The sequence below is a fragment of the Pseudomonas hamedanensis genome (assembly GCF_014268595.2).
GTDB classification, from domain to species: Bacteria; Pseudomonadota; Gammaproteobacteria; order Pseudomonadales; family Pseudomonadaceae; genus Aquipseudomonas; species Aquipseudomonas hamedanensis.
This window is the reverse complement of sequence record NZ_CP077091.1, coordinates 1,138,229-1,162,179: the sequence shown is the minus strand read 5'-3', so window position 1 is coordinate 1,162,179 and position 23,951 is coordinate 1,138,229. Positions and strand designations below refer to the sequence as shown.

At 61.7% G+C, this 23,951-nt stretch carries 13 protein-coding genes; 3 read left to right on the top strand and 10 right to left on the bottom strand.

All coding sequences use genetic code 11. From position 1 onward, the window contains the following. Positions 1-13: 13 nt before the first annotated feature. Positions 14-172 (bottom strand): hypothetical protein, encoded by a 159-nt coding sequence (locus tag HU739_RS04950; protein WP_186552180.1) that lies wholly within the window; start codon positions 170-172, stop codon positions 14-16. A gap of 216 nt (positions 173-388) precedes the next feature. Here HU739_RS04950 and HU739_RS04945 point away from each other — a divergent pair, with 216 nt between their 5' ends. From HU739_RS04945 to glgB, 3 genes are all read left to right on the top strand, one after another. Next, a complete protein-coding gene (locus HU739_RS04945) occupies positions 389-2,386 on the top strand; it encodes an alpha-1,4-glucan--maltose-1-phosphate maltosyltransferase (protein ID WP_186552179.1) in 1,998 nt (665 codons plus the stop codon). Positions 2,387-2,577: 191 nt separating this feature from the next. After that, positions 2,578-5,919 (top strand): maltose alpha-D-glucosyltransferase, encoded by a 3,342-nt coding sequence (gene treS, locus HU739_RS04940; protein ID WP_186552178.1) that lies wholly within the window; start codon positions 2,578-2,580, stop codon positions 5,917-5,919. Positions 5,920-5,921: 2 nt separating this feature from the next. Then, positions 5,922-8,153: a 1,4-alpha-glucan branching protein GlgB gene (gene glgB / locus HU739_RS04935; protein WP_186552177.1), complete on the top strand. Its 2,232-nt coding sequence runs from the start codon at positions 5,922-5,924 to the stop codon at positions 8,151-8,153. Positions 8,154-8,328: 175 nt separating this feature from the next. On the opposite strand, the gene HU739_RS04930 is transcribed toward glgB, so the two are convergent. From HU739_RS04930 to treZ, 9 genes are all read right to left on the bottom strand, one after another. Next, on the bottom strand, positions 8,329-9,396 hold the full coding sequence (locus tag HU739_RS04930; protein WP_186552176.1) for an autotransporter domain-containing protein: 1,068 nt from the start codon (positions 9,394-9,396) through the stop codon (positions 8,329-8,331). 323 nt (positions 9,397-9,719) lie between these two features. Beyond that, positions 9,720-12,224: an autotransporter family protein gene (locus HU739_RS04925; protein WP_186552175.1), complete on the bottom strand. Its 2,505-nt coding sequence runs from the start codon at positions 12,222-12,224 to the stop codon at positions 9,720-9,722. Positions 12,225-12,420: 196 nt separating this feature from the next. Continuing rightward, positions 12,421-13,203 carry an endonuclease/exonuclease/phosphatase family protein gene (locus HU739_RS04920; RefSeq protein WP_186552174.1) on the bottom strand — a complete coding sequence of 261 codons (783 nt, stop codon included), beginning with the start codon at positions 13,201-13,203 and terminating at the stop codon, positions 12,421-12,423. Positions 13,204-13,529: 326 nt separating this feature from the next. Then, positions 13,530-14,285, bottom strand: coding sequence for a PIG-L deacetylase family protein (locus tag HU739_RS04915; protein WP_186552173.1), 756 nt, complete (start codon positions 14,283-14,285; stop codon positions 13,530-13,532). A 253-nt stretch (positions 14,286-14,538) separates the two neighbouring features. Further along, positions 14,539-16,698: a glycogen debranching protein GlgX gene (glgX, locus tag HU739_RS04910; RefSeq protein WP_186552172.1), complete on the bottom strand. Its 2,160-nt coding sequence runs from the start codon at positions 16,696-16,698 to the stop codon at positions 14,539-14,541. Between the two features lie 226 nt (positions 16,699-16,924). Beyond that, entirely contained in the window at positions 16,925-17,269 is a 345-nt protein-coding gene (locus HU739_RS04905) for a DUF2934 domain-containing protein (RefSeq protein WP_186552171.1), read from the bottom strand. A gap of 27 nt (positions 17,270-17,296) precedes the next feature. Continuing rightward, positions 17,297-20,065 carry a malto-oligosyltrehalose synthase gene (locus tag HU739_RS04900; RefSeq protein WP_186552170.1) on the bottom strand — a complete coding sequence of 923 codons (2,769 nt, stop codon included), beginning with the start codon at positions 20,063-20,065 and terminating at the stop codon, positions 17,297-17,299. Further along, complete coding sequence (gene malQ, locus HU739_RS04895) at positions 20,062-22,140, bottom strand: 4-alpha-glucanotransferase (protein ID WP_186552169.1); 2,079 nt, start codon at positions 22,138-22,140, stop codon at positions 20,062-20,064. Before malQ ends, HU739_RS04900 begins: the two co-directional genes overlap by 4 nt. After that, entirely contained in the window at positions 22,137-23,939 is a 1,803-nt protein-coding gene (treZ, locus tag HU739_RS04890) for a malto-oligosyltrehalose trehalohydrolase (RefSeq protein ID WP_186552168.1), read from the bottom strand. Before treZ ends, malQ begins: the two co-directional genes overlap by 4 nt. Positions 23,940-23,951 lie beyond the last annotated feature (12 nt).

Sequence of the window (23,951 nt, the reverse complement as noted above, 5' to 3'; positions counted from 1 at the left end):
GCTCAGGCGGGGGCTAGACGATCACTGGCGGCATCGTACTCGGCGGTTCTTCTTTCGGCGGTGGTGTGGTGCCGGGCGGTTCCTGTTCCGGCACCGGTGGTGGTTCGGTCTCGGGCAACGTCGGTTTGTCGATGTTGGGATCGGGCGTTTCCGCCGGGATCGGGATGTTCATCTGTTGACCTCCGTGTGGCACATGGCGTGAGAAGTGCTTAAGTGGATTGACCGTCTCACGGTGAATTCGATCCGCGCCGCGCCCCGGCAATTTCGTCTGAACTTTTCCCCGGGCCGGTTGCTCGGAAGCTAAGTGAGTTGATCACGGGGCCGGCGCTTCGTGGCGAATACTGATCCGGCACAAGAGCGTCCTTGGGGCGTTAAGGAGAGATGCTCAATGACTGCTGAAACATCTTCAGAACTGAACTACAACCCGCATTTGCCGTTGGCCCAGGCGTTGCTGCTGCCGCGCATCGTCATCGAAAACACCATGCCGACCCTGGAGGGCGGCCAGTTCGCCCCCAAATCGATTGCCGGGCGCGAGATCGTCGTCACCAGCAAGGTTTTTGCCGACGGCCACGACAAGCTCGCCGTGCGCATCCGTTGGCGCGCCGAAGGTAATGAGAGCTGGCACAGCGAGATCATGAGCGATCAAGGCAACAATGGCTGGCTGGGCCGATTCCGCCCCGAGCATCAGGGACGGTATGTTTACTGCATCGAAGCGTGGATCGATCATTTCGCCAGTTTTCAGTATGAGCTGGAGAAAAAACACAGCGCCGCCGTGCCGGTGTCGCTGGAGTTGCAGGAAGGCCGCACCATGGTGCTCCAGGCCGCCGAGCGCAGCGAAGGACAACTCAGCGAACAACTTCACGCGCTGCACCACGAATTGTCCGGTTTGCTCGAAACCGAGCAGGTCGCGCTGTTTCTGCACTCGCGCAGTGCGCAATTGATGGCCGAGGCCGACCTGCGTGCGTACCTGAGTGTCAGCCCGCAGTATCCGATGGATGTTGAACGTGAACTCGCCGAGTTCGCCAGTTGGTATGAGCTGTTTCCGCGTTCGATCACCGACGATCCGCGCCGCCACGGCACGTTCAACGACGTCCATTCGCGTCTGCCGATGATTCAGGACATGGGCTTCGACGTGCTGTATTTCACCCCGATCCATCCGATCGGTCGCGCCCACCGCAAGGGGCGCAACAATTCTCTGACCGCCGGCCCGGACGATCCCGGCAGCCCGTATGCGATCGGCAGCGAGGAGGGCGGTCACGAGGCGATTCACTCGCAACTCGGCACCCGCGAAGACTTCCGCCGACTGGTCGCCGCTGCCGCCGATCATGGTCTGGAGATCGCCCTCGATTTCGCCATCCAGTGCTCCCAGGACCACCCGTGGCTCAAACAGCATCCGGGCTGGTTTAACTGGCGCCCGGACGGCACGATCAAATACGCCGAAAACCCGCCGAAGAAATACCAGGACATCGTCAACGTCGACTTCTATGCGCCGGACGCGATTCCGGGCCTGTGGGTGGAGTTGCGTGACATTGTCATCGGCTGGGTCAAAGAGGGCGTGAAGATCTTTCGCGTCGACAACCCGCACACCAAACCGCTGCCGTTCTGGCAATGGCTGATTGCCGATGTGCGCGCGCTGTACCCGGAAGTGATCTTCCTGGCTGAAGCCTTCACCACGCCGGCGATGATGGCGCGGCTGGGCAAGGTCGGTTATTCGCAGAGCTACACCTATTTCACCTGGCGCAACACCAAGGCTGAACTGGCCGCGTACTTCACCGAACTGAACCAGTCGCCGTGGCGCGAGTGCTACCGGCCGAACTTCTTCGTTAATACCCCGGACATCAACCCGGCATTCCTGCACGACTCCGGGCGCCCCGGTTTCTTGATCCGCGCCGCGCTGGCGACCATGGGCTCAGGCTTGTGGGGCATGTATTCGGGGTTCGAGCTGTGCGAATCGGCGCCGGTCCCGGGCAAGGAGGAATACCTCGATTCGGAGAAGTACGAAATCCGCGTCCGCGATTTCACGGCGCCCGGCAACATCATTGCCGAAATCGCTCAGCTCAACCGCATCCGCCGCCAGAACCCGGCGCTGCACAGCCATCTGGGCCTGAAGATCTATAACGCCTGGAACGACAACATCCTGTACTTCGGCAAACGCAGCGCTGACGGCAGCAACTTCATTCTGGTAGCGGTCAGCCTCGATCCGCATAACGTCCAGGAAGCGAATTTCGAATTGCCGCTGTGGGAAATGGGCCTGCCGGACGATGCCGTAACCCACGGCGAGGACTTGATGAACGGCCACCGCTGGGACTGGTATGGAAAATACCAGTTCATGCGCATTGACCCGGCGTATCAGCCGTTCGGGATTTGGCGAATCACAGCCACGTGACGTAGCGAACCGCCCCCTGTGGCGAGGGGATTTATCCCCGTTGGCGCGCGCAGCGGCGCCTTTTTTTCAAGCTTTACCGCGTTTACCAGTTTGCGACTGCTGCGCAGCCGAACGGGGATAAATCCCCTCGCCACAGGGGGTCACCAATGCGAGTCCCTCGGTGGTATCAGTGAATTTTTCAGGAGTTTCACATGGCGAAGAAACCCAAGGCAGCTGCCTTCATCAAAGACCCGCTCTGGTACAAGGATGCGGTGATCTATCAGGTTCACGTCAAATCGTTTTTCGACTCCAACAACGACGGTATCGGCGATTTTCCCGGGCTGATCGCCAAGCTCGATTACATCGCCGACCTGGGCGTCAACACCATCTGGCTGTTGCCGTTCTATCCTTCGCCGCGCCGTGACGACGGCTACGACATTGCCGAATACCGTGGCGTGCACAGCGATTACGGGACCATGGCCGACGCCAAGCGTTTCATCGCCGAAGCGCACAAGCGCGGTTTGCGGGTGATCACTGAGTTGGTCATCAACCACACCTCTGACCAGCACCCGTGGTTCCAGCGCGCGCGCAAAGCCAAGCCGGGTTCGGCGGCGCGGGATTTTTACGTGTGGTCCGATGACGATCAGAAATACGACGGCACGCGGATCATTTTTCTCGACACCGAAAAATCCAACTGGACCTGGGACCCCGTCGCCGGCCAGTACTTCTGGCACCGTTTCTACTCGCACCAGCCGGACTTGAACTTTGATAACCCGCAGGTGATGAAAGCGGTGCTTTCGGTGATGCGTTACTGGCTGGACATGGGCATCGACGGCCTGCGCCTGGACGCGATCCCGTACCTGATCGAACGCGATGGCACCAACAACGAAAACCTTCCCGAAACCCATGACGTACTCAAGCAGATTCGCGCCGAAATCGACGCCAACTATCCCGACCGCATGTTGCTGGCCGAGGCCAATCAGTGGCCGGAGGACACCCAGCTGTATTTCGGAGACACCGACGCTGCCGGGGTGAATGGCGATGAGTGCCACATGGCCTTTCACTTCCCGCTGATGCCGCGCATGTACATGGCACTGGCGCAGGAGGATCGCTTCCCCATCACCGACATTTTGCGTCAGACCCCGGAAATCCCTGCGAACTGCCAATGGGCGATTTTCCTGCGCAACCACGATGAATTGACCTTGGAAATGGTCACCGACCGCGAGCGCGACTACCTGTGGAATTACTACGCGGCTGACCGTCGCGCACGAATCAACCTGGGTATCCGCCGTCGTCTCGCGCCGCTGATGGAGCGTGATCGCCGTCGCATCGAACTGCTCAACAGTCTGCTGCTGTCGATGCCCGGCACGCCGACCCTGTATTACGGTGACGAAATCGGCATGGGCGACAACATCTACCTCGGCGACCGTGACGGCGTGCGCACGCCGATGCAGTGGTCGATCGACCGTAATGGCGGCTTCTCCCGCGCCGATCCGGCCAGCCTGGTGCTGCCGCCGATCATGGACCCGTTGTACGGCTATCAGTCGGTCAACGTCGAGACCCAGTCCGGCGATCCACATTCGCTGCTGAACTGGACGCGGCGCCTGCTGGCCGTGCGCAAGCAGTCGAAAGCCTTCGGTCGTGGCACGTTGAAAATGCTCTCACCGACCAACCGCCGCGTGCTCGCTTACACCCGCGAATACACCGATGCCGATGGCAAGCATGAAATCATCCTGTGCGTGGCCAACGTCTCGCGCAGTGCGCAGGCCGTGGAACTGGACCTGTCGGCTTACGTCGGCATGGTGCCGGTGGAGATGCTCGGCGGTAACGCGTTTCCGCCGATCGGCCAGTTGAATTTCCTGCTGACCCTGGCACCGTACGGCTTCTACTGGTTCGCCCTTGCAGCGGAAAACCAGATGCCGAGCTGGCACGTGGAACCGGCGCAGAGCCTGCCGGACTTCACCACGCTGGTGCTGAAAAAACGCATGGAAGAACTGCTCGAAGCGCCGTCGCGCACGACGCTGGAGCAAAACATTCTGCCGAGCTGGCTGCAGAACCGCCGCTGGTTCGCCGGCAAGGACGCGGCCATCGAGAAGGTCAATCTGGCCTACGGCGTGCGCTTCGGCGACGCGCAGCATCCGGTGCTGCTCAGCGAGATCGACGTCACCAGCGCGGGCCAGACCAGCCGCTATCAGCTGCCGTTCGGCTTCATTGCCGAAGATCACGTCGGCCCACCGTTGCCGCAGCAATTGGCGCTGTCGCGCGTGCGCCGTGTGCGTCAGGTCGGCTTGATCACCGATGCGTTCAGCCTGGAAACTTTCGTCCGCGCTGTGCTGCAAGGCATGCAGAACAACACCGTGCTGGCATCGAGCGAGGGTGAAATCCGCTTCGAACAGACCCCGCACCTGGAAAAACTCGCCCTCGGCGCCGAGCCGGACGTGCGTTACCTGTCCGCCGAGCAATCGAACAGCTCAGTGGTGATCGGCAACAGCCTGGTGCTTAAGCTGATACGTAAAGTCGCTTCTGGCGTACACCCGGAACTGGAGATGAGCGCTTACCTGACCGAGGCCGGATTTGCCAATATCTCTCCGTTGCTGGGATCGGTGATTCGCCGCGATGCGCAGGGGCAGGACAACCTGCTGATGATCGCTCAGGGTTATCTGAGCAATCAGGGCGACGCCTGGGAGTGGACGCAGAACAACCTTGAACGGGCGTTGCGCGATGAGCTGGCCGACGCCGTCTCGGAACAGGAGCAGCATTACAACGCCTTGGGCGAATTGAAGGACTTTGCCGGCATGCTCGGGCAGCGTCTGGGCGAGATGCATCAGGTGCTCGCCGCGCCAACCGACAATGCCGACTTTGCTGCGCAAGTGTCTTCAGGCAAAGACATGCAGGCCACCGGCAAGGACGTGACGGCACAGGTCGAACACGCCTTGAAATTGCTCAAGGAGCATCAGGGCGAACTCAATGCGGCGGACCAGAAACTGGTCAAGCGTCTGCTCGACGAGAAAAAAACCATCCTCGCCCATGTGCAGGATCTGGCGAAAAAAGCCACCGGCGGTTTGCGCATTCGTGTGCATGGCGACTTGCATTTGGGCCAGGTGCTGGTGATCAAGGGCGATGCCTATCTGATCGACTTCGAGGGCGAACCGGCGCGGCCGTTGAGCGAGCGTCGTGGCAAGCACAGCCCGTACAAGGATGTCAGCGGTGTGCTGCGTTCCTTCGATTACGCGGCGGCGATGACCATCAACGTGCACAACGTCGACAACAGCCCTGAAGCCGAAGCGGCGCGCCAACGGGTCGCCGAACGTTATCTGCGTGAAGCGCGCGAGGCATTTGTGCAGGCATATCGCGAGGCGGCAGCTAGTCTTGAACATGCCTGGCAAGACCCTGAAGGCGCCGACGCTGCGCTGGCGTTGTTCGGCCTGGAAAAAGCGGCCTATGAAGTGGCCTATGAGGCGGAAAACCGCCCGACGTGGCTACCCGTGCCATTGCACGGTTTGTATGGATTATTGACAGGGCTTAAACCCTTTTCCGATCTTGGTGGAGAGTAGTCATGAGTTTCTCGAACAAGGAACAGGGTGTGGTCAAACAAGCATTGTTGCCCTCGGCACGTGATATCGACGCATTGGTGCGGGCAGAACATCAGGACCCGTTTTCGATTCTTGGCCCCCACGGCGACGGCGTCGGCGGGGAGTACATCCGTGCCTACCTGCCCGGTGCGCTGAGCGTTGTCGTGCTGGACAAGGACAGCGGTGAAGAACGCGGGCCGCTGCAGATGACCGAAACGCCGGGGTTGTTTGTCGGTCATTTCGATCAGGCACGGCCGTATCTGTTGCGCACGCGCTGGGCGGGCGGCGAACAGGTTACGGAAGATCCCTACAGCTTCGGTCAGTTGCTCGGCGAGATGGATTTGTACCTGTTTGCCGAGGGCAATCACCGCGATCTCAGCGCTTGCCTCGGCGCCCAACTGAAAACCGCCGATGGCGTCGACGGGGTGCGCTTCGCGGTCTGGGCGCCGAATGCCCGGCGGGTGTCGGTGGTCGGCGATTTCAACGTCTGGGACGGGCGCCGGCATCCGATGCGTCTGCGCCATCCGTCCGGGGTCTGGGAGCTGTTTATTCCGCGCCTGCAAGCCGGCGAGCTGTACAAATACGAAATCCTTGGCGCCCACGGCATTCTGCCGCTCAAGGCCGACCCGATGGCGCTGGCCACCAGCCTGCCACCGGACACCGCCTCGAAAGTCGCGTCGCCCTTGCAGATCGACTGGCAGGATCAGGACTGGATGAATGCACGCCAGGATCGGCATCAGCATTCAAAGCCATTGTCGATCTACGAGCTGCACGCCGGTTCCTGGCAGTGCGAGCTGGACGACCTGGGCGAAGTCGCGCGCCAATACACCTGGCCGGAACTGGCCGATAGGCTGATTCCCTACGTCAAGGAGCTGGGGTTCACCCACATCGAACTGATGCCGATCATGGAGCACCCGTTCGGCGGTTCCTGGGGTTATCAGTTGCTCTCGCAGTTCGCCCCGAGCGCGCGTTACGGCACGCCGGAGCAATTCGCTGCGTTCGTCAATGCCTGCCACCAGGCGGACATTGGCGTGATCCTCGACTGGGTGCCGGCGCATTTCCCTACCGATACCCACGGTCTGGCGCAGTTCGACGGCACCGCCCTGTACGAATACGGCAATCCGCTGGAGGGTTTCCATCAGGACTGGGACACGCTGATCTACAACCTCGGCCGCACCGAAGTGCACGGCTACATGCTGGCGTCGGCGCTGCACTGGCTCAAGCATTTCCATGTCGATGGCCTGCGTGTCGACGCGGTGGCCTCTATGCTCTATCGCGACTATTCACGCAAGGCCGGTGAGTGGGTGCCGAACCGCCATGGCGGACGCGAGAACCTTGAAGCCATCGACTTCCTGCGGCACTTGAACGACGTGGTCGCGCTGGAGGCGCCGGGCGCGCTGGTGATTGCCGAGGAGTCGACCGCCTGGCCGGGCGTCAGCCAAAGCACGCAGCAGGGCGGACTGGGCTTTGCGTATAAATGGAACATGGGCTGGATGCACGATTCGCTGCATTACATTCAGCAGGACCCGGTGTACCGCGCGCACCACCACAACGAATTGAGTTTCGGTCTGGTCTATGCGTGGTCCGAGCGTTTCATCCTGCCGATTTCCCATGATGAAGTGGTGCACGGCAAGCACTCGCTGATCGACAAGATGCCCGGCGATCGCTGGCAGAAGTTCGCCAACCTGCGCGCTTACCTGAGTTTCATGTGGACCCATCCGGGCAAGAAGCTCCTGTTCATGGGCTGCGAGTTCGGCCAGTGGCGTGAGTGGAACCACGATCAGCAACTGGACTGGTACCTGCTGCAGTATTCCGAGCACAAGGGCGTGCAGAAACTGGTTGGCGATCTCAACCGCCTGTACCGCGAAGAGCCGGCCCTGCACGATCAGGACGACGCGCCTCAAGGCTTCCAGTGGTTGATTGGCGATGATGCGATCAACAGCGTTTATGCGTGGCTGCGCTGGAGCAAGGACGGCGCGCCAGTGCTGGTGGTCGCCAACTTCACGCCGGTGCCGCGTCAGGGCTATCGAGTGGGCGTGCCGTTTGCCGGGCGCTGGGCAGAGTTGCTCAACAGCGATGCCGACATCTACGCCGGCTCCAATTACGGCAACGGCGGCGGGGCGCTTGCCGAAGAAGTGCCGAGCCATGGCCAGGCCTTGTCGCTGGAGCTGAATCTGCCGCCGTTGGCGGTGTTGATTCTTAAGCCGCAGGGCTGATCCGAAACCGCGTCGCTGCCATTCGCGAGCAGGCTCACTCCTACAATTTGGAATGCGTTCCCCTGTAGGAGTGAGCCTGCTCGCGAAGGCGCCGAGTCAGTCAATGCTGATGTTGAAGGTGGCACCGCTTTCGCGAGCAGGCTCGCTCCCACAGGGATTTTCGGTGATCTGAAGATCACCAGCGCATCCGTACCCCCAGGCTGCCAATGACCCCATTCAAATCGTTGTCATCGACATCGCTGCTGTAATCAGCGCTGACATACAGACTCACCGCCGGCGTCACCCGCGCCACCAGACCCAGCCCCAGCTCCACCGTCGATGACTTGCGGCTGCTGCTGATCTTGTCGACCTGATCCAGCGTTACCGTGTTGCCGGTATACACGGTGTGCCAGAGGTTGGTGCGCACATACGGTTCGACCGGCAGGCCGTTCAAGTCATAACTGCCTTTCAAGCGTGCGCCGACGCGGCCGCTCCACGACGTCAGTTCCGAGGATGAAGCATTGCCCGATCCGGCGTATGGCGTGTCGAGGCTGATGCGCTGGTTGATCAATTGCGCTTGCGGTTCGACCACCCAGTGGTCGCTCAGTCCGATGGGATAGCCGCCTTCCACGGAAAAGGTCATCGCGGTGCCTTCGGTGACTTGCCGGGTGCCTTGGCCGTTGCGGCTGAAACCACTGACCCGGCCACCGCTGGCGGACAGGTCGACGTGCCAGCCCTGCGCACCGATCAGGCTGTAATAGGCGCCCAGGCTTTGGCCTTGCAGGTTGAGGGTATCGGTTCCGGCATCGGCTTGGGCGCGACTGTTGTACAAGCCGCTGGTGTTGCCTTGAATCTGATTGAGCCCTCCGATCAGGCCGATCTTCTGGGTATGGCTGGCGCTTCGCAGGGTCAACACCGCGGGGCCCTTGATGTCTCCGCTGCCGGGTGTTGCAAAGCCTGAAGACAGCACGTCGGTCTGGGCCTGGCGGGCGCTTTTGCCGTAGAGCTGATCCCAGGCGCCTGGGGCGAGTTCTTCGGTCATGAGGCGGCTGCCCGACAAGTCGCGGCGTGGATCAAGGCGCTGCGGCCCGGGCGTAATGACGGTCGCAGGCAGGGTCATGACCGGTACATCCGCGCGATACCACGGCGTGGCTTCATCCGCCGCAGGGCCTGCCTGCACCTCCATGGATGAGCACAGCAGGACAGAACTCGACACTGTGCAGATAGTGATTTTGATCTCGTGTGAGGTGAGCGAAGTTTTCATGGAGGTCTACCTTGCAGGCGCATGCGGCATCTCGATTCTGGCGTCTCTCCTACCCCGAATGAGGGGCGACCGAATGGGGCGGGGCGAACCGTGGCCGCTCGATTTTGCGAGTGCCTGGCGGTCAGCCCCGGTGAGTGTTTCCGGGGGTAGTAAGCTTGAGATAAGAAGATCTACGGCTGTCCGTCAAGAAATTGAACGATGAGCGGTCGTTATAAAACAGGCAGCGCAAGCGCTTGTTTTTTGGCGGATAACTAAGTGTCTGTTTGAATGGAGAATCGCAATGGCGGCTGCGCGATGCAGCCGCTTTATTGCCGACGGAAGGTCTACCAGCTAATGCGCACGCCCAGGTTGCCGACGACGCCACGCGAGTCATTGCTGTCAATATTTCGGCTGTAATCGGTGCTGGCAAAAATACTGACGGCGCGATCGAGTGTGAGCACGACGCCAAGACCGATATCCGCCGAAGAGGATTTCTGTTGCGTGGTAATGACATCGCTGGTTCCGAAGGTCACCGTGTCGGTGCCGGAGAACGTATGCCACAGGTTGGTGCGAAGGTAGGGTTCCAGCGGCAGGCTGCTGACGTGATAGCGTCCCTTGAGGCGAGCACCGAGACGGCCGGTCCAGGCGCTGTCCGAATCGAACGAGACCTTTGAGATACCGTCGTTCTGGCTGTCGAGGGAAATTTTCTGGTGAATGACCTGAGCCTGCGGCTCGATCACCCAAGTGTCATTGATCGCGAACGGATAACCGGCTTCGGCCGACAGCGTCAGCGCATGTCCGCGGTTGTCCAGTTTGATCCCGCGATCGGAATGATTGTCGCCGTCGAAACGGGTGCCCATCACGACGGCATCGATGTACCCGCCGGAGGGATCGATCAGTGTCCAGTACAGGCCATAGCTGTCGCCCTCAAGCTTGATCTTGCCGGCGCTATTGCCTTGGAAGCCTTCATTGAAGCCATCGACATCGCCTCGCAGGCGACTATGCCCGACGAAGAAACCCACACGCTGGGTTTGACCGCCCACGGTTTGTGTGCTGTACAGATCGTTGCCCGCCTGAAAACCGTTGAGCGAGCCATCCAGCCGTGGTGTGACGGTGCCGGTCCAGGTTTGCTCGAGATTCTTGCCGTAGACCCGAGCCCAACCGGCACTGAATGCGCCGGTCTCCTTGAGCAGGCGCTGATCACCTTGGCGATCGTGAAAAGTGCCCAACGCATTGAGCGTCAGCTGGGCGGCGGCGGGTGGCAGCACCGACCACGTCGGGACTTCCGGTCGGTACAGTGGAATCGGTGCGGCCCCGGCCACGGCGGCGGGCAATACCGGTAACGGTGCGCTGCCGGCCGGTGCCACGGCCGCTATGGGCACGGCTGCCACCGGCACGAGGATCGGCGGCAACGCCGGATCCGGGTTGGGTACGCTGATCACCTGCGGCGAAACAACGGCTGAGCGCAAGTACCAACTGTTTTCGGTGCCGGCCGTCACGCCGCCCTTGAACAGGTAGTAGTCATAAGCCCCGGCCGACACCGGGCCGTTGAGGGTGAAGGCGTTGTCCATGCTGACCGTGCTGCCTTGGGCCTGGACCAGTTGGATGCCGTTGAGCCGGGTCAGTGCGCCCAGCCCGCCAAGGTTGTCGACGGTAATGACGGTGGCGCCACTCAGAGTGCCATCGTTGACCACCAGTCTGTCGCTTGGCGAATCATCACCACCGACGCTGGTTTGCAGCAGTAACTGGCCGCTATTGCCGACATAGTTGCCCTGTACCGTCAGCGTATCGTCGGTGCGATTGCTGTTGCCGGCCAGGTCGATGACCCCGGCGTTGTTGAAGGTTGCCGCCTGCCCGGCCAGCGCAGATCTAATCACGCCCTGGGTGGAAAGCAAGGTGCTGTTGCCGTCAAGGTTCAATACACCGGTGCCGGTATCCGCGTCCCCCAGCGACAGGCTGGAAGACCCCAGGTCCAGTTGCGAGCCATTGCTCACGTTCACCGTCTCCCAATTGACAAAGCGTTCAGGCAGCGCCGTTCGGGTGTTGTCGAGCGTCAGCGCATCACTGCCGACACCGCCATCGATCCTGGGGGGAAGCGCGATAAGGCTGTCATCCAGGCCACTCAAAGTGGCGCGGTCATTACCGGCGTCCAGCAGGATCGCCGAGCGGATGATCCCGCCGCTCCACGACAATGTGTCCTCACCGGCACTGGCGCGAATCTCGCCGACGATTTCGCCACCGGTCACCGTGATGCTGTCGTTGCCGCCGCTGACACTCACGTTACCGCCGATGCGCCCGCCGGAGACGATGATGGTGTCAGTGCCGAAGCCGGTAACCAGATTGCCGAAGATCTGCCCGCCGGACAGATCGAAAAAATTGTTGTCGAGTTTCATGTCAACCCGGCCAATGGTGCCGCCGGTCATGCGCGCGACATCGCCATCCTCAAACGCCGAGTCGATGGCGCCGCCAGTCATCAGGAAGGTGTCACGACCGTCGCCCTGGGCAAGGAAGCCAATCTGGCCGCCGGTCATCACAAAGTCATCAATTCCGCCGCCCTGGCTCAATTGCAGCGTGATTCTGCCGGAGTTCATCGCGACCCGGTCGGCGCCGTTGCCGAAGGTTACGCTGCCATTGATCTGGCCGTTGCCGTTGGCAGGAAAGGTCAGACTGTTGTTACCCGAGAGGTCTGTGAGCGGGCCGCTACTGCCGCTGTCACATGAATAGCTGTCGTTGCCCGCGCCGGGTGTCAGCACGCAGGCGGACCAGGCCGGCGGGCTGACGAGCAGCCCGAGGCAAGCGGGCAAGACGAAGGTATGCGGCAAAGTCCTCAACGTTCTGATAGCTGGCATGTCAATTCCCTGCGTGACGATGGGAAGTTCATCCTTGTAGGGTGCCGGACCCAAAAAAAGCCTCTGGAGTTGAGGAACTACATAAGGTGTGTACCCTAACGTTCTGAAGTCGCCGATCCTTCAGCTTCGGAAGGTGTAGAAGAAGTTTGCCCCCTCAGCCGGTCCGACTGACGAACGGTCGTGCGCCGCATCGTGGTTACAGGTGCACTTCAACCGCCAGCGGCAGGTGATCGGACAGGTGCGTCCACGGCTTGTTGCCGAGGATCTGCGGATCATGGCTACTCGCGTTGCGCAAGTAGATGCGGTCCAGGCGCAGTAACGGAAAACGCGCCGGGTAGGTTTTCGCCGGGCGGCCGTGATGGCGTTCGAAGGCTTCGTGCAGGTAGTCGCGTCGGGCGAGGGTGGCATTGCCCTGTAACTGCCAGTCGTTGAAATCGCCGGCGATGATCACCGGGGCGTCCTCGGGCAGCGATTCCAGCAACTGGCAGAGCAGTTGCAACTGCAATTGGCGATGGCTTTCCAGCAGGCTCAAGTGCACGCAGATCGCGTGGACCTCAGCATGCCCCGGCACATCCAGCACACAGTGCAACAGGCCCCGGCGTTCCGGGCCGGTGATCGACACGTCGAGGTTGCGGTATTCGCGAATGGGGTATTTGGACAGCAGTGCGTTGCCGTGATGGCCATCGGGATACACCGCGTTACGCCCGTAGGCAAAATCGCTCCACATGCTGTCCGCAAGAAATTCGTACTGCGAGGTTTGCGGCCATTCGTTGTAGCGGCTCGAATGGCGCTCGTGTTCACCGACCACTTCTTGCAGGAACACCAGATCGGCCGAAGTGCTGCGCACCGCTTCGCGCAGTTCCGGGAGAATGAAGCGCCGATTCAACGCGGTGAACCCCTTGTGGGTGTTGACCGTCAGCACGCGCATGCGATGAATGTCAGGCGCGTCGACGGCGTGACGCTTGGGATCGCTGGACACGTTCACTCCTCTGAATGGGGTCTGCCTGTTCATGCGACTGATGCGAGCGGGCGGCAGTTCCGTTTTGTGAACGACGCAAGCAATGTAGGAGTGAGCCTGCTCGCGATAGCGGTGGGCCAGCCAATGCATGTATTGACTGACGAGGCCCCTTCGCGAGCAAGCTCGCTCCCACAGGTTTATAGGGCGCCAGCAAGTTTTGTGAGCAGTGAAGACCAGTGTGGGAGGGGGCTTGCTCCCGAAGGCGGTGGGCCTGTCAGCATCGATTTCACTGCCCCGGCGCTTTCGCGAGCAGGCTCGCTCCCACAGGGAATCGTGGCTGGCCGCCTTCAGACAAACACGATTTCATACGGCAATCGCATCCGCTCCAGCAGCACCGGCGGCAGCATCGGGGCAATGCCGATGGCCGGTTCGCCCTTGAGCTGGCTGGCGTAGGCGTGGGTGGCGTGGCTTTTGCGCGCAACCGTCCAGGTGTCGAGGCGCAGTTTGCGTGCGCGTTCCCAGGGGATCAGGTGCTGGTCGCGCTCCGGCCAGTGCCAGGCCCACACCGGGACATCGTGGTAGCTGGCCGCGCAGTGTTGTGCTGCGTTGAAGCTGGCACGACCGACCACCTCGTGGTCGCTGTTGCGGTCTCCGCGCCAGGTGCTGAACACCACGTCGCCGGGCCGCAGGTAGCGGCTGATGAATTCGGTCAGTTGGGTTTCCTGGTCGCTCAAGGCGCTGTCGGCGAAACCGCCGCGCACCCACTTCAGGCTGTGCATCGGCAGACCGAGACGGCGCAGCGCTTCGACGCTTTCCTGGGGACGGAACACGCTCAGGCGTTTTTCCGACCATTGGCGCGAGCCGGGATGGCTGGCGCTGCCATCGGTGATCGACAGCAGTTGCAGCGGATGGCCGAGACTGGCGAGCAACTGCAACAGGCCGCCGCAGGTGACTACTTCGTCGCCGGGATGGGGTGCGATTACCACGGCGCGCGCACCTTCGGGCACCAGGCTGTGGGTATTGATGACGGGGATGTTGGCGAGTTGCGGCGCGCTGTTCCAAATCTGCGCCGGCAGGCCGTGGTCAGTGATTAACGGTTTCATGAGTGCGACGTCCTTGTTGTGTCCCGCCTCTGGTCGGTGCCGAAAACGCTGGCCGCGAGCCGAAGAGGCAAATTGATTGCAACTGTGCAGTGCTCCGACCCTTGGATTACCGCGAGCAGAGTATTGCTCAAGACACGGGATTCGTCGCGTCACAGATCAATCTGATACGCATTTTTTTGCGCCAACTGCGCCCGGTTACGCAAATGCTTACAGAAATCGCCCGCCACCGGCGGGCGCTGGCTCACTCGTTCTGTCAGTCCTCTTCATCGCGCTGCAGTTCAAACAGCAACAGCGAGCGCCCGGTGACCGAATATTCGTGGCCGAACTCAAAACGCTCCTGACCCCGGACCGAAGGCTGGTTGGTGTCGACCATGCAGGTCCAGAAACCACCGTCCGGCACTTCCGGCAAGACAAAATTGACGATGTCGTGGTGCGCATTGACCACCAGCAGCAACGTCGCATCGCCACCCTTGCGGCGGATCCCGGTTTCCTGCGCGCGACCATCGAGCAGCATGCCAAGGCAGCGGTTGTGCGCGTCATGCCAGTGTTCGGTGGTCATTTCGGTGGCGTCCGGGGCCAGCCAGGTCACGTCCTTGACGCCGATGTCCTCGTTGTACTCACCGACAAGGAAACGCCCGCGCCGCAGAATCGGGTAAGTCAGGCGCAACTTGATCAAGCGTTTGACGAACTTGAGCAGGGCCTTGCCGTCCTCGCTCAAATCCCAGTTGACCCAGCCGATTTCGCTGTCCTGGCAGTAGGCGTTGTTGTTGCCGTCCTGAGTGCGGGCGAACTCGTCGCCGGCGACGATCATCGGCGTGCCCTGAGCCAGCAGCAGGGTGGCGAAGAAGTTGCGCATCTGCCGGTGGCGCAGCGCATTGATCTCGGGATCGTCGGTCGGGCCTTCGACGCCGTGGTTCCACGACAGATTGTTGTTGCTGCCGTCCTGGTTGTTTTCGTCGTTGGCTTCGTTGTGTTTGTCGTTGTACGACACCAGATCGTTGAGGGTGAAGCCGTCGTGGGCGGTGACAAAGTTCACCGACGCATACGGCCGCCGACCGCGCTGGTTGAACATCTCCCCAGAGGCGGTCATGCGACTGGCGAAATCGGCGAGCTGACCATCGTCGCCTTTCCAGAAGGCGCGCACGGTGTCGCGGAACTTGTCGTTCCATTCGACCCAGCCCGGCGGGAAATTGCCCACCTGATAGCCACCGGGGCCGCAGTCCCACGGCTCGGCGATCATTTTTACCTGACGCAACACCGGGTCCTGACGGCAGGCGACGAGGAAGCTGTGACGCTCGTCGAAACCGTCGTGATAGCGCCCGAGGATGGTCGCCAGATCGAAACGGAAACCGTCGACGTGCATCTCGCTGGCCCAGTAGCGCAGGGAGTCGGTGACCATTTGCAAAACGCAGGGATGGCTCAGGTCGAGGGTGTTGCCGGTGCCCGAATCGTTGATGTAATAGCGCTTGTCGTCAGGCATCAAGCGGTAATAGGAGGCGTTGTCGATACCGCGCATCGACAGGGTCGGCCCTTGCTCGTTGCCCTCGGCGGTGTGGTTATAAACCACGTCAAGGATCACTTCCAGATTGGCGTCGTGCAGGTGCGCGACCATTTCCTTGAACTCGGCGATCTTGCCGCTGGCCAGGTAACGCGGGTCCGGGGCGAAGAACGCGATGCTGTTGTAGCCCCAATAGTTGGTCATGCCCTTGTGCAACAAGTGCTGGTCATTGACGAACGCGTGGATCGGCAGCAACTCGACCGTCGACACGCCGAGTTTGCGGATGTGTTCCAACACATCGTCGACCATCAACCCGGCAAACGTGCCGCGCACGTTTTCCGGCACCGAAGGGTGACGCATGCTGATGCCGCGCACGTGGGTTTCGTAAATGATTGTTTTGTCCCACGGCACGCTGACGCGGTGGTCGCTGCCCCAGGTGTGCGCCGGGTCGATGACTTTGCACTTGGGCACGAACGGCGCGCTGTCGCGTTCGTCGAAACTCAGGTCTGCGTCCGGGTGGCCGATGGTGTAGCCGAACAGCGCTTCGGACCATTTGAGCTCGCCGACCAATTGTTTGGCATACGGGTCGATCAGCAATTTGTTCGGGTTGAAGCGGTGACCGTTGGCCGGGTCATACGGACCATAGACGCGGTAGCCATAGATCAGCCCCGGATGCGCATCGGGCAGATAACCGTGATAAATCTCGTCGGTGTATTCCGGCAGTTCGATGCGTTCGAGTTCGACTTCGCCGGTATCGTCGAAGATGCACAGTTCGACCTTGGTGGCGTTGGCGGAAAACAAGGCAAAGTTAACCCCCAGGCCATCCCAGGTCGCACCGAGCGGGAAGGGCAGGCCTTCACGGATTCTCGATGGCTCGGCTTGCGCAGCGGGCTCGGCTTTTTTTGGACGGGTCATGATTGCTCCTGCAAAAAAACGGGGAAATTCTGTGCTGACATAAAACCCTTGTAGGAGTGAGCCTGCTCGCGATAGCGGTCTATCAGGCTTCATTGATGTTGCAAGTCAGATCGCAATCGCGAGCAGGCTCACTCCTACAGGGGGGGTGTGTTTCTTCAGGGCGAGTGCACCCTCGGTGGCAAGCGTGCTCGCCACACAGTGGTTCAGTTCAATACTCGGGGTGGCGTCAGATTGCCGGGGGCTTGCGCGGTGCTCGCGGCTTTTTCTCGGCAGCCTTTTCACCCGGCGGCGACACTTTTGGCGTGGCGGCAGGTTTGGCCTTGGCCACGGGTTTGGCCTTCGCCGCCGGGGCTTTGCTGACAGGGGCTTTGTCGTCGGTGGTCTTGGCGGTCGCTGCCTTGCCGGCGGTCTTGCTGCCAGCGGCCTTCGGTGATTTCTTCGGTGCCAGCGCCTCGGCTTCGGCGAGTTTGCGCGCCATTTCCCAATGCCGTTCTTCCTGGCCTTCAGGTTTACCTTCCGATTCCCAGATCTGATAGGCGAATTCGCGGATGCGTTTATCGTCGGTGCTCATCGCAATGCTCCTGAACTGAACTCATGCTTACGTTAAGTGTTGGATAAAGAGATTGACCGGGACCTCCCCCAGCGCGTCGGCGACATTCAGCGCCCTGTTTTTTGTGACTGCGCCGCTTGCAAAAAGTCCCTTCAGGTTTGTTCCGCAAGCGTCGAACGGTAGAACCACGTGCGTATCGCCCCAGCGCAGCGCATCGATGCGCGGTACGGCACTGTTACCCAGCAAAGTGGCGCCACGCACCGGCACGATGACAATGGCCTGCGTACCTTCGTGCTCACGGGCGAACGCCAGCACGTTGTGCGCCTGCTCGCCGAGTACCTCCAGCGCCTGATAGCTGCCGTGGCGAAACAGCCCGGCGTGTTCGGCGCGCAGGTTTAGCACCTCGGCAATCAACGCCTGCTTGATGCGCCCGTCACGCCAGTCGCTCAGCAGTGCGTCGAGCGGCGCCTGTGCCTGCAAGGCCTGCTCGCGCGCGGCATAGTCCACTGGCCGGCGATTGTCTGGATCGACCAGACTGAAGTCCCAGAACTCGTTGCCTTGGTACAGATCCGGCACGCCCGGCACAGTCATGCGCAGCAAAGTTTGCGCCAGACCGTTGAGTGCGCCGGCGACGGCGATGCTGTTGATCGTCTTGATCAGTGCGGCACGCAGCAGTTGACCTTCGTCGCCGGTGAGCAGTTTTTCGGTGAACGCCTGGGCGGCGTTTTCATAGGCCTCATTCGGTGCGCTCCAGCTGCTTTGCAGCTTGGCTTCGCGCAGGGCTTTCTGTTGCCATTGCCAGATACGCTGGGCGTAGTCGGCAAACCCGGCCTGATCGCCTTCGTGCAGATCCAGCGGCCAACTGCCGATCAATGCTTGATACAGAATCAGCTCATCGCCGCTCGACGGCAGTTGCTCATCGCTGCGCACCGGACGGGCGAGGGCGCGCCACAGTTCAATCTGCTCGGCGTACCAATGGCTGCGCTCGCTGAGCACGGCCAGACGCGCGCGGGTGTCTTCGCCGCGTTTGTGGTCGTGGGTCGCCGTCGCCAACAGGTTGTCAGGAAAGGCTTGCAGGCGCTGCTGGTTGACTTGATGAAAATCACTCAGCGGCGCGCTGAACTGTTCCGTGTTGTAGCCGACGTCATTGCGCGACAACAGCACCGCCGAGCGATACAGCGCGGTGTCTTCGACGGCTTTGGCCGCCGCAGGAGAGGTCAGTTGCTGGAAGCGTACGCAGGCGTGGCGGAGGATTTTTCGTGAACGACCACGGGGTTTGCGCCGCCACGGCGTGCCGCCCAGCCAGTCGGCCACGCAATCAAGCACCGGCCAGTCGCCTTCGCCGAGGGTCTGCCGCGCACCGTCCATGGCCTGTTGGAAAAACACCTCGTCCTGGGCCGAACGCCCCAGCGCGCTGACGTAGGTGCGGTACACCGGAAAGTGCACGATCAACGCCTGCAACACCCGGCGGATCGCGCCGAGGGTGAGGTCGCGGGTCATCAGGTCGTCGCGGGCCACTTGCAGCAGGGCCTGAGCGACGCTTTCGCAATCGCTGGCGAGCGAGCCATTGAGAATCTGTTGGCGCGCCAGTCGGGCTTCTTCGATGAACGCCGCCGGGCGTTCGCTGCGCCGTTGCCACAGCTCGCCGAGTACCGATTCGCCCTCCGGCTCGTGTTGCAGCAACGACAGCTGATTCATGAATTCGTAACCGGTGGTGCCGTCCACCGCCCAGTCGCGACGCAGGGTTTCCCCGGCGCCGAGGATTTTCTCGACATAGATCGGCAAATGCCGGTCCGGCGCCAGGCGGTCGAGGCGGCGCCGCAGTTTGCGGCAATAACCACGCGGGTCGGCCAGACCGTCGATGTGGTCGATGCGCAGGCCGTCGACCAGGCCTTCGGCGATCAGCTGGAAGATCTTGCCGTGGGTCGCTTCGAACACGGCCGGGCGCTCGACGCGCAGGCCGCCGAGTTCGTTGATGTCGAAAAAGCGCCGCCAGTTGATGTCGTCGGCGGCCGTGCGCCAACTGGCGAGGCGATAGCTCTGCCGTTCGAGCAGCTGATGCAGGTTCTCGAAGCCCTCTGCAGTGGTCGAATCGTAACGCGTGAGGTTTTGCTCGATCGCGGCAAGCACCTGAGGATCGCTTGCCAATTGCTGCAGCTCCTGCTTGAGCGGGATCGACAGCGAATGCGCGTCGGTCTGGTAACTCAGGGCACTGAAGCGATCGGCGAGCGGTTTGAGCGCGTCATCGCCCTTGAGCAATTCGCCGTAATCGTTCGGGCAGATCGGAAAGTGATGTTCGTAATGCTCGACATGGAAGCTGCCCTTGTGCGCGTTAAAGTGCAGCTTCAACGTGCCTTCCTGCAATGCCACACCGTAATCGCTGCCCAGGAACGGCAGCAACAACTGGCCTTCCATCAGCGGGTCCGGCGAATGCCACTGAATATCGAAGAATTCACCGTAGGGACTCAGCCGTCCCCACTCGAGCAGGTCGAGCCACCACGGGTTGTCGCTGCCGCCGACGGCCATATGGTTGGAGACGATGTCGAGGATCAAGCCCATGTTGTGTTCGCGCAGGGCGCTGACCAAACGGCGCAACGCCGCTTCGCCACCCAGTTCAGGGTTCACTTGGGTTGGATCGACCACGTCGTAACCGTGCATCGAGCCGGCGCGTGCCGCCAGCAGTGGCGAGGCGTACAGATGACTGATGCCTAGCCGGGCGAAATACGGCACCAGCGGCACCGCCTGTTCGAGGGTAAAGCCTTTATGGAATTGCAGGCGCAGGGTGGCGCGCACTGGCTGGATAAGCGTCTGGTTCATTGGTCACGCTCGGCAGCCTGAAGACGCGCGCAGGCCAGCAGCTCCAGACGGCGCGCGGCATCGGGGTCATCGAGCAGCGCCTCGCTGGTGCCCGGCAGGCGTCGCGACCAGTTCGGATGAGTGTCTGTGGTGCCCGGCAGATTGGCCTGTTCGTTGATACCCAAGGCATCTTCCAGCGGTAACAGCACCAGTGGCGCGCGGGTATGGCCGAGGAATCGCACGCTGGCATCGACCACCTGATCGGCCTCGTGGGACTCCTCGCGAAAGTTCTGCGGATCCTGGCTCAAGGCATTGCGCAAGCCTTCGCACTCACGCTGACGGTGCTGGCGCCATTCGATTTCGCCGTTGGCATCGACCAGCCCCAGGCGCGCGTTCCAGTCGATATCGCGGCCATGCCACCAGCCGTTGAGCGTCGGCAGGTCGTGGGTGCTGGTGGTTGCCAGCGCGTTGTCCGGCCAGTCGAGAATCGGCTTGAAGTGAGTGTTGTCCTGTTCGAACAGCAGCACGCGCATGCCGAGAATCGAACGTGCGGCGAGCTTTTCCCGCAGCCCTTCCGGGACCGTACCGAGGTCTTCACCGAGGACGATCGCCTGATGACGATGGGACTCGAGGGTCAGCAGGCGCAGCAGATCGTCGATCGGATAATAGAGGTAGGCGCCATCGGCGGGGTTGGCGCCGTTGGGAATCACCCACAAGCGTTGCAGGCCCATCACATGGTCGATGCGCAGGCCGCCGGCGTGAGCGAAATTGGCGCGAAGCATGTCGATGAAGGCGCGAAAGCCGTTGCGGATCAGGCCTTCGGGAGAGAACGCAGAGATGCCCCAGCCTTGCCCCGCTCGGTTGAGAATGTCCGGCGGTGCACCCACGGTGAGCGAGGCAAGCAGCTCGTCCTGAAAACTCCAGGCCTGGCTGCCGGCGCCATCGGCACCCACCGCCAGGTCGGCGATCAGGCCGATGCTCATTCCGGCGCTGCGTGCGGCGGTCTGCGCACGCTCCAGGCAACGGTGGATCAGCCACTGGCAGAACGCAAAGTAGCCGATGCGCTCGGCATATTCCTCGGCAAACGCGCTGAGGGCGGCGCCCCGTGGGTCGTGCCATTGCTCCGGCCATTCGCGCCAGTCGAGGCTTTCGCCGCGGGCCGCGCGCATTTCCTGAATCGCTTCGAAGCGGCAGTGATTCTCCAGCGCTTCGCCGCCCGTATGGCGAAAACTGGCGAAGTCTGGGTGCAACGGGTGGTCACCGACGATAAAGCCGTCGTACAGCGCCTGCAGCAATTTCTGCTTGGCCGCGGCCGCGGCGGGCCAGTCAATCAGCTTGAGGTCTTCGAGCTGGGCGAATTGCCCGGTCAGGCCGGCGGCGTCAATGGCGTCGCGCAGGGCACGTTCGCCAAGAATCGCGCCCGGCGCCGCGTACAGCGGATTGAGAAACAAACGGCTGGACGGCGAATAAGGGCTGTAGCGCCCGGTGTCGGCGCTGAACATGGCGTGCAACGGGCTGATCGCCAACGCGTCGGCGCCGCGTTCTCCCGCCACCCGAGCGAGTTCCTCAAGGGTCTGGGTATCACCGAAACCGCCGTCGCCGGGGCGCCGCAGCGAATACAGTTGCGCGCTCAGACCCCAGGCGCGCGGCACCGGACTGTCCACCGCGTCACCGACGCTGAAGCAGCGCTGCGGTGCCACGGCCAGGGTGAAATGCTGATCGGCGATGTGCACGTGCTGATAGCCGACCGGAATCAGCCCTGGCAGGATCGCCTCGGAATCGAGTTTCAGATTCAGGCGCGAGCCGTCCTCCAGATGAATTTCACACGGCGTTTCAGGGGCGAAATAACGCCCCAGATCGACACCGACGCCGACATCGCTGGTGAGCAATGGCGGCAGGTGGCGGTCTTGCTGGGCTGCTTGCAATTCGAGCAGGCTGGTATCGATTTCCTGTGCGGTGTTGGCAGGGTGGCCAAGTCCGGTGAGAACGTTGCGCAGTACCGCCGGGGCGACTTTCTGCTGACGCCCGTTGGCGTCGATCCAGTCGACGGCAAGGCCGGCTCGGCTGGCAAGAATTTCCAGTTGCGCATCGCTCATAGGCGCTCTCCATCCAGAGGTTGCAAAGGGGTTGCGGCCGTGAGGCTGACAAGCGCGCAATACGCGGGCAGTTGACCCGGATCCGACAAGGCGACGGCGGGCGGCTGTTGAAACAGCCACACAGCGTCGGTCTGTGCAGGGTTGACCACTGGCGTATCACTGAGGTTCAGGTCGATTCGCAGTTCGCTGCCATTGCCGAGACGCCAGCGCGCACTGACCGCGCCGTAGCCAAGCATGCTGGCGCCGAGCGCCTGAGTGCCGGACAGGTTGGGAATGATGTACTGGTGGCGCAACTGCAGCAGTTGACGGTATAGCGCCAGGGTCTGTTGTTGCAGCGGCGTGCCGTTGCCGGTCAGCCGCGGTTGCGAAGCGAGAAAGGTTTGTTCGGCGTTGGGATCGGGAATCTGTTCGCGTTTGTGCGGATCGGCAAAGGCACTGAACGCGGCAAATTCATTGCGCCGACCTTCGCGCACCAATTTCGCCAGTTCGCCGTGGTGGCTGGTGAAGAACAGGAACGGTTGCTCGGCGGCAAACTCGTCGCCCATGAACATCAGCGGGATCATCGGTGACAACAGCAACAGCACGGTAGCCGCCTGAACCGCGCGCGGGTCGGCCAGTTGATGCAGGCGTTCGCCGAAGGCGCGATTGCCGATCTGATCGTGGTTTTGCAGGAACAGCACGAAGGCGGTCGAGGGCAGATGTTCGCTGGGTTCGCCGCGCGGTTCGCCGTGACGGGTGATATGGCCCTGGAACACAAAACCCTGGCTCAGGCAGCGGACCAACTGCTCGGTGGGTTGCGCGGCATAGTCGGCGTAATAGGCATCGGTTTCGCCGGTCAGCAACACATGCAGGGCGTTATGGCCGTCGTCGTTCCACTGCGCGTCGTAGTCGTTTTCCAGCAGGCTGGACTGGTTCAGCTCGTTTTCCACGGTCAGCCAGACATGCCGCGCCGGGTCGACCTGCTGGCGAATGCGCTGGGCCAGTTCTTCCAGAAAGCCGGAATCGCCGATGGCGTGCACGGCATCCAGACGCAGGCCGTCGAAGCGATATTCCAGCAGCCACATCAAGGCGTTCTCTATGAAGAACTCACGCACTTCGCTGCGGCGAAAATCGATCGCCGCGCCCCACGGCGTGTGTTTGTCCTCGCGAAAGAATCCCTTGGCGTAGCGATGCAGGTAATTGCCGTCCGGGCCGAAGTGGTTGTAGACGACGTCAAGAATCACCGCCAGACCATGGCCGTGGGCGGTGTCGATCAAGTGTTTGAGTTGTTCCGGGCTGCCGTAGGAGGCTTGCGGCGCGTAAGGCAGGACGCCGTCGTAACCCCAATTGCGATCACCGGGGTATTGCGCCAGCGGCATCAGCTCGATGGCCGTGATGCCCAGCGCGACCAGACGCGCCAGATGTTGCTCGACTTCAGCAAAGCCGCCAAGTGCGCCAACGTGCAGCTCGTAAATCACCGCTTCGTTCCATGGCCGACCGCGCCAGGCACTGTGTCGCCATTGATAGGCATGCGGATCGACCACCACGCTGTGGCGATCGAGATCGCCATCCTGCGCGCGGGAGGCCGGGTCGGGCACCTCCATTTCACCGTCGATACAGTAGCGGTAGCGGCTGCCCGCCGGGCAGCGGGTCTTGAGGACAAACCAGCCATCGGCCTGGGGCAGCATCGGCAGCGATGGCCGGCCTTCCAGCTCAACGCTGACGTAGAACGCATCAGGGGCCCACAAAGCGAACTGCGTATGCTCGGCATCCAGCATGATCGCGCCGTGGGGCCAGGTTTCTTGGGTCCGTGACGGCATCTTGGAAACCTC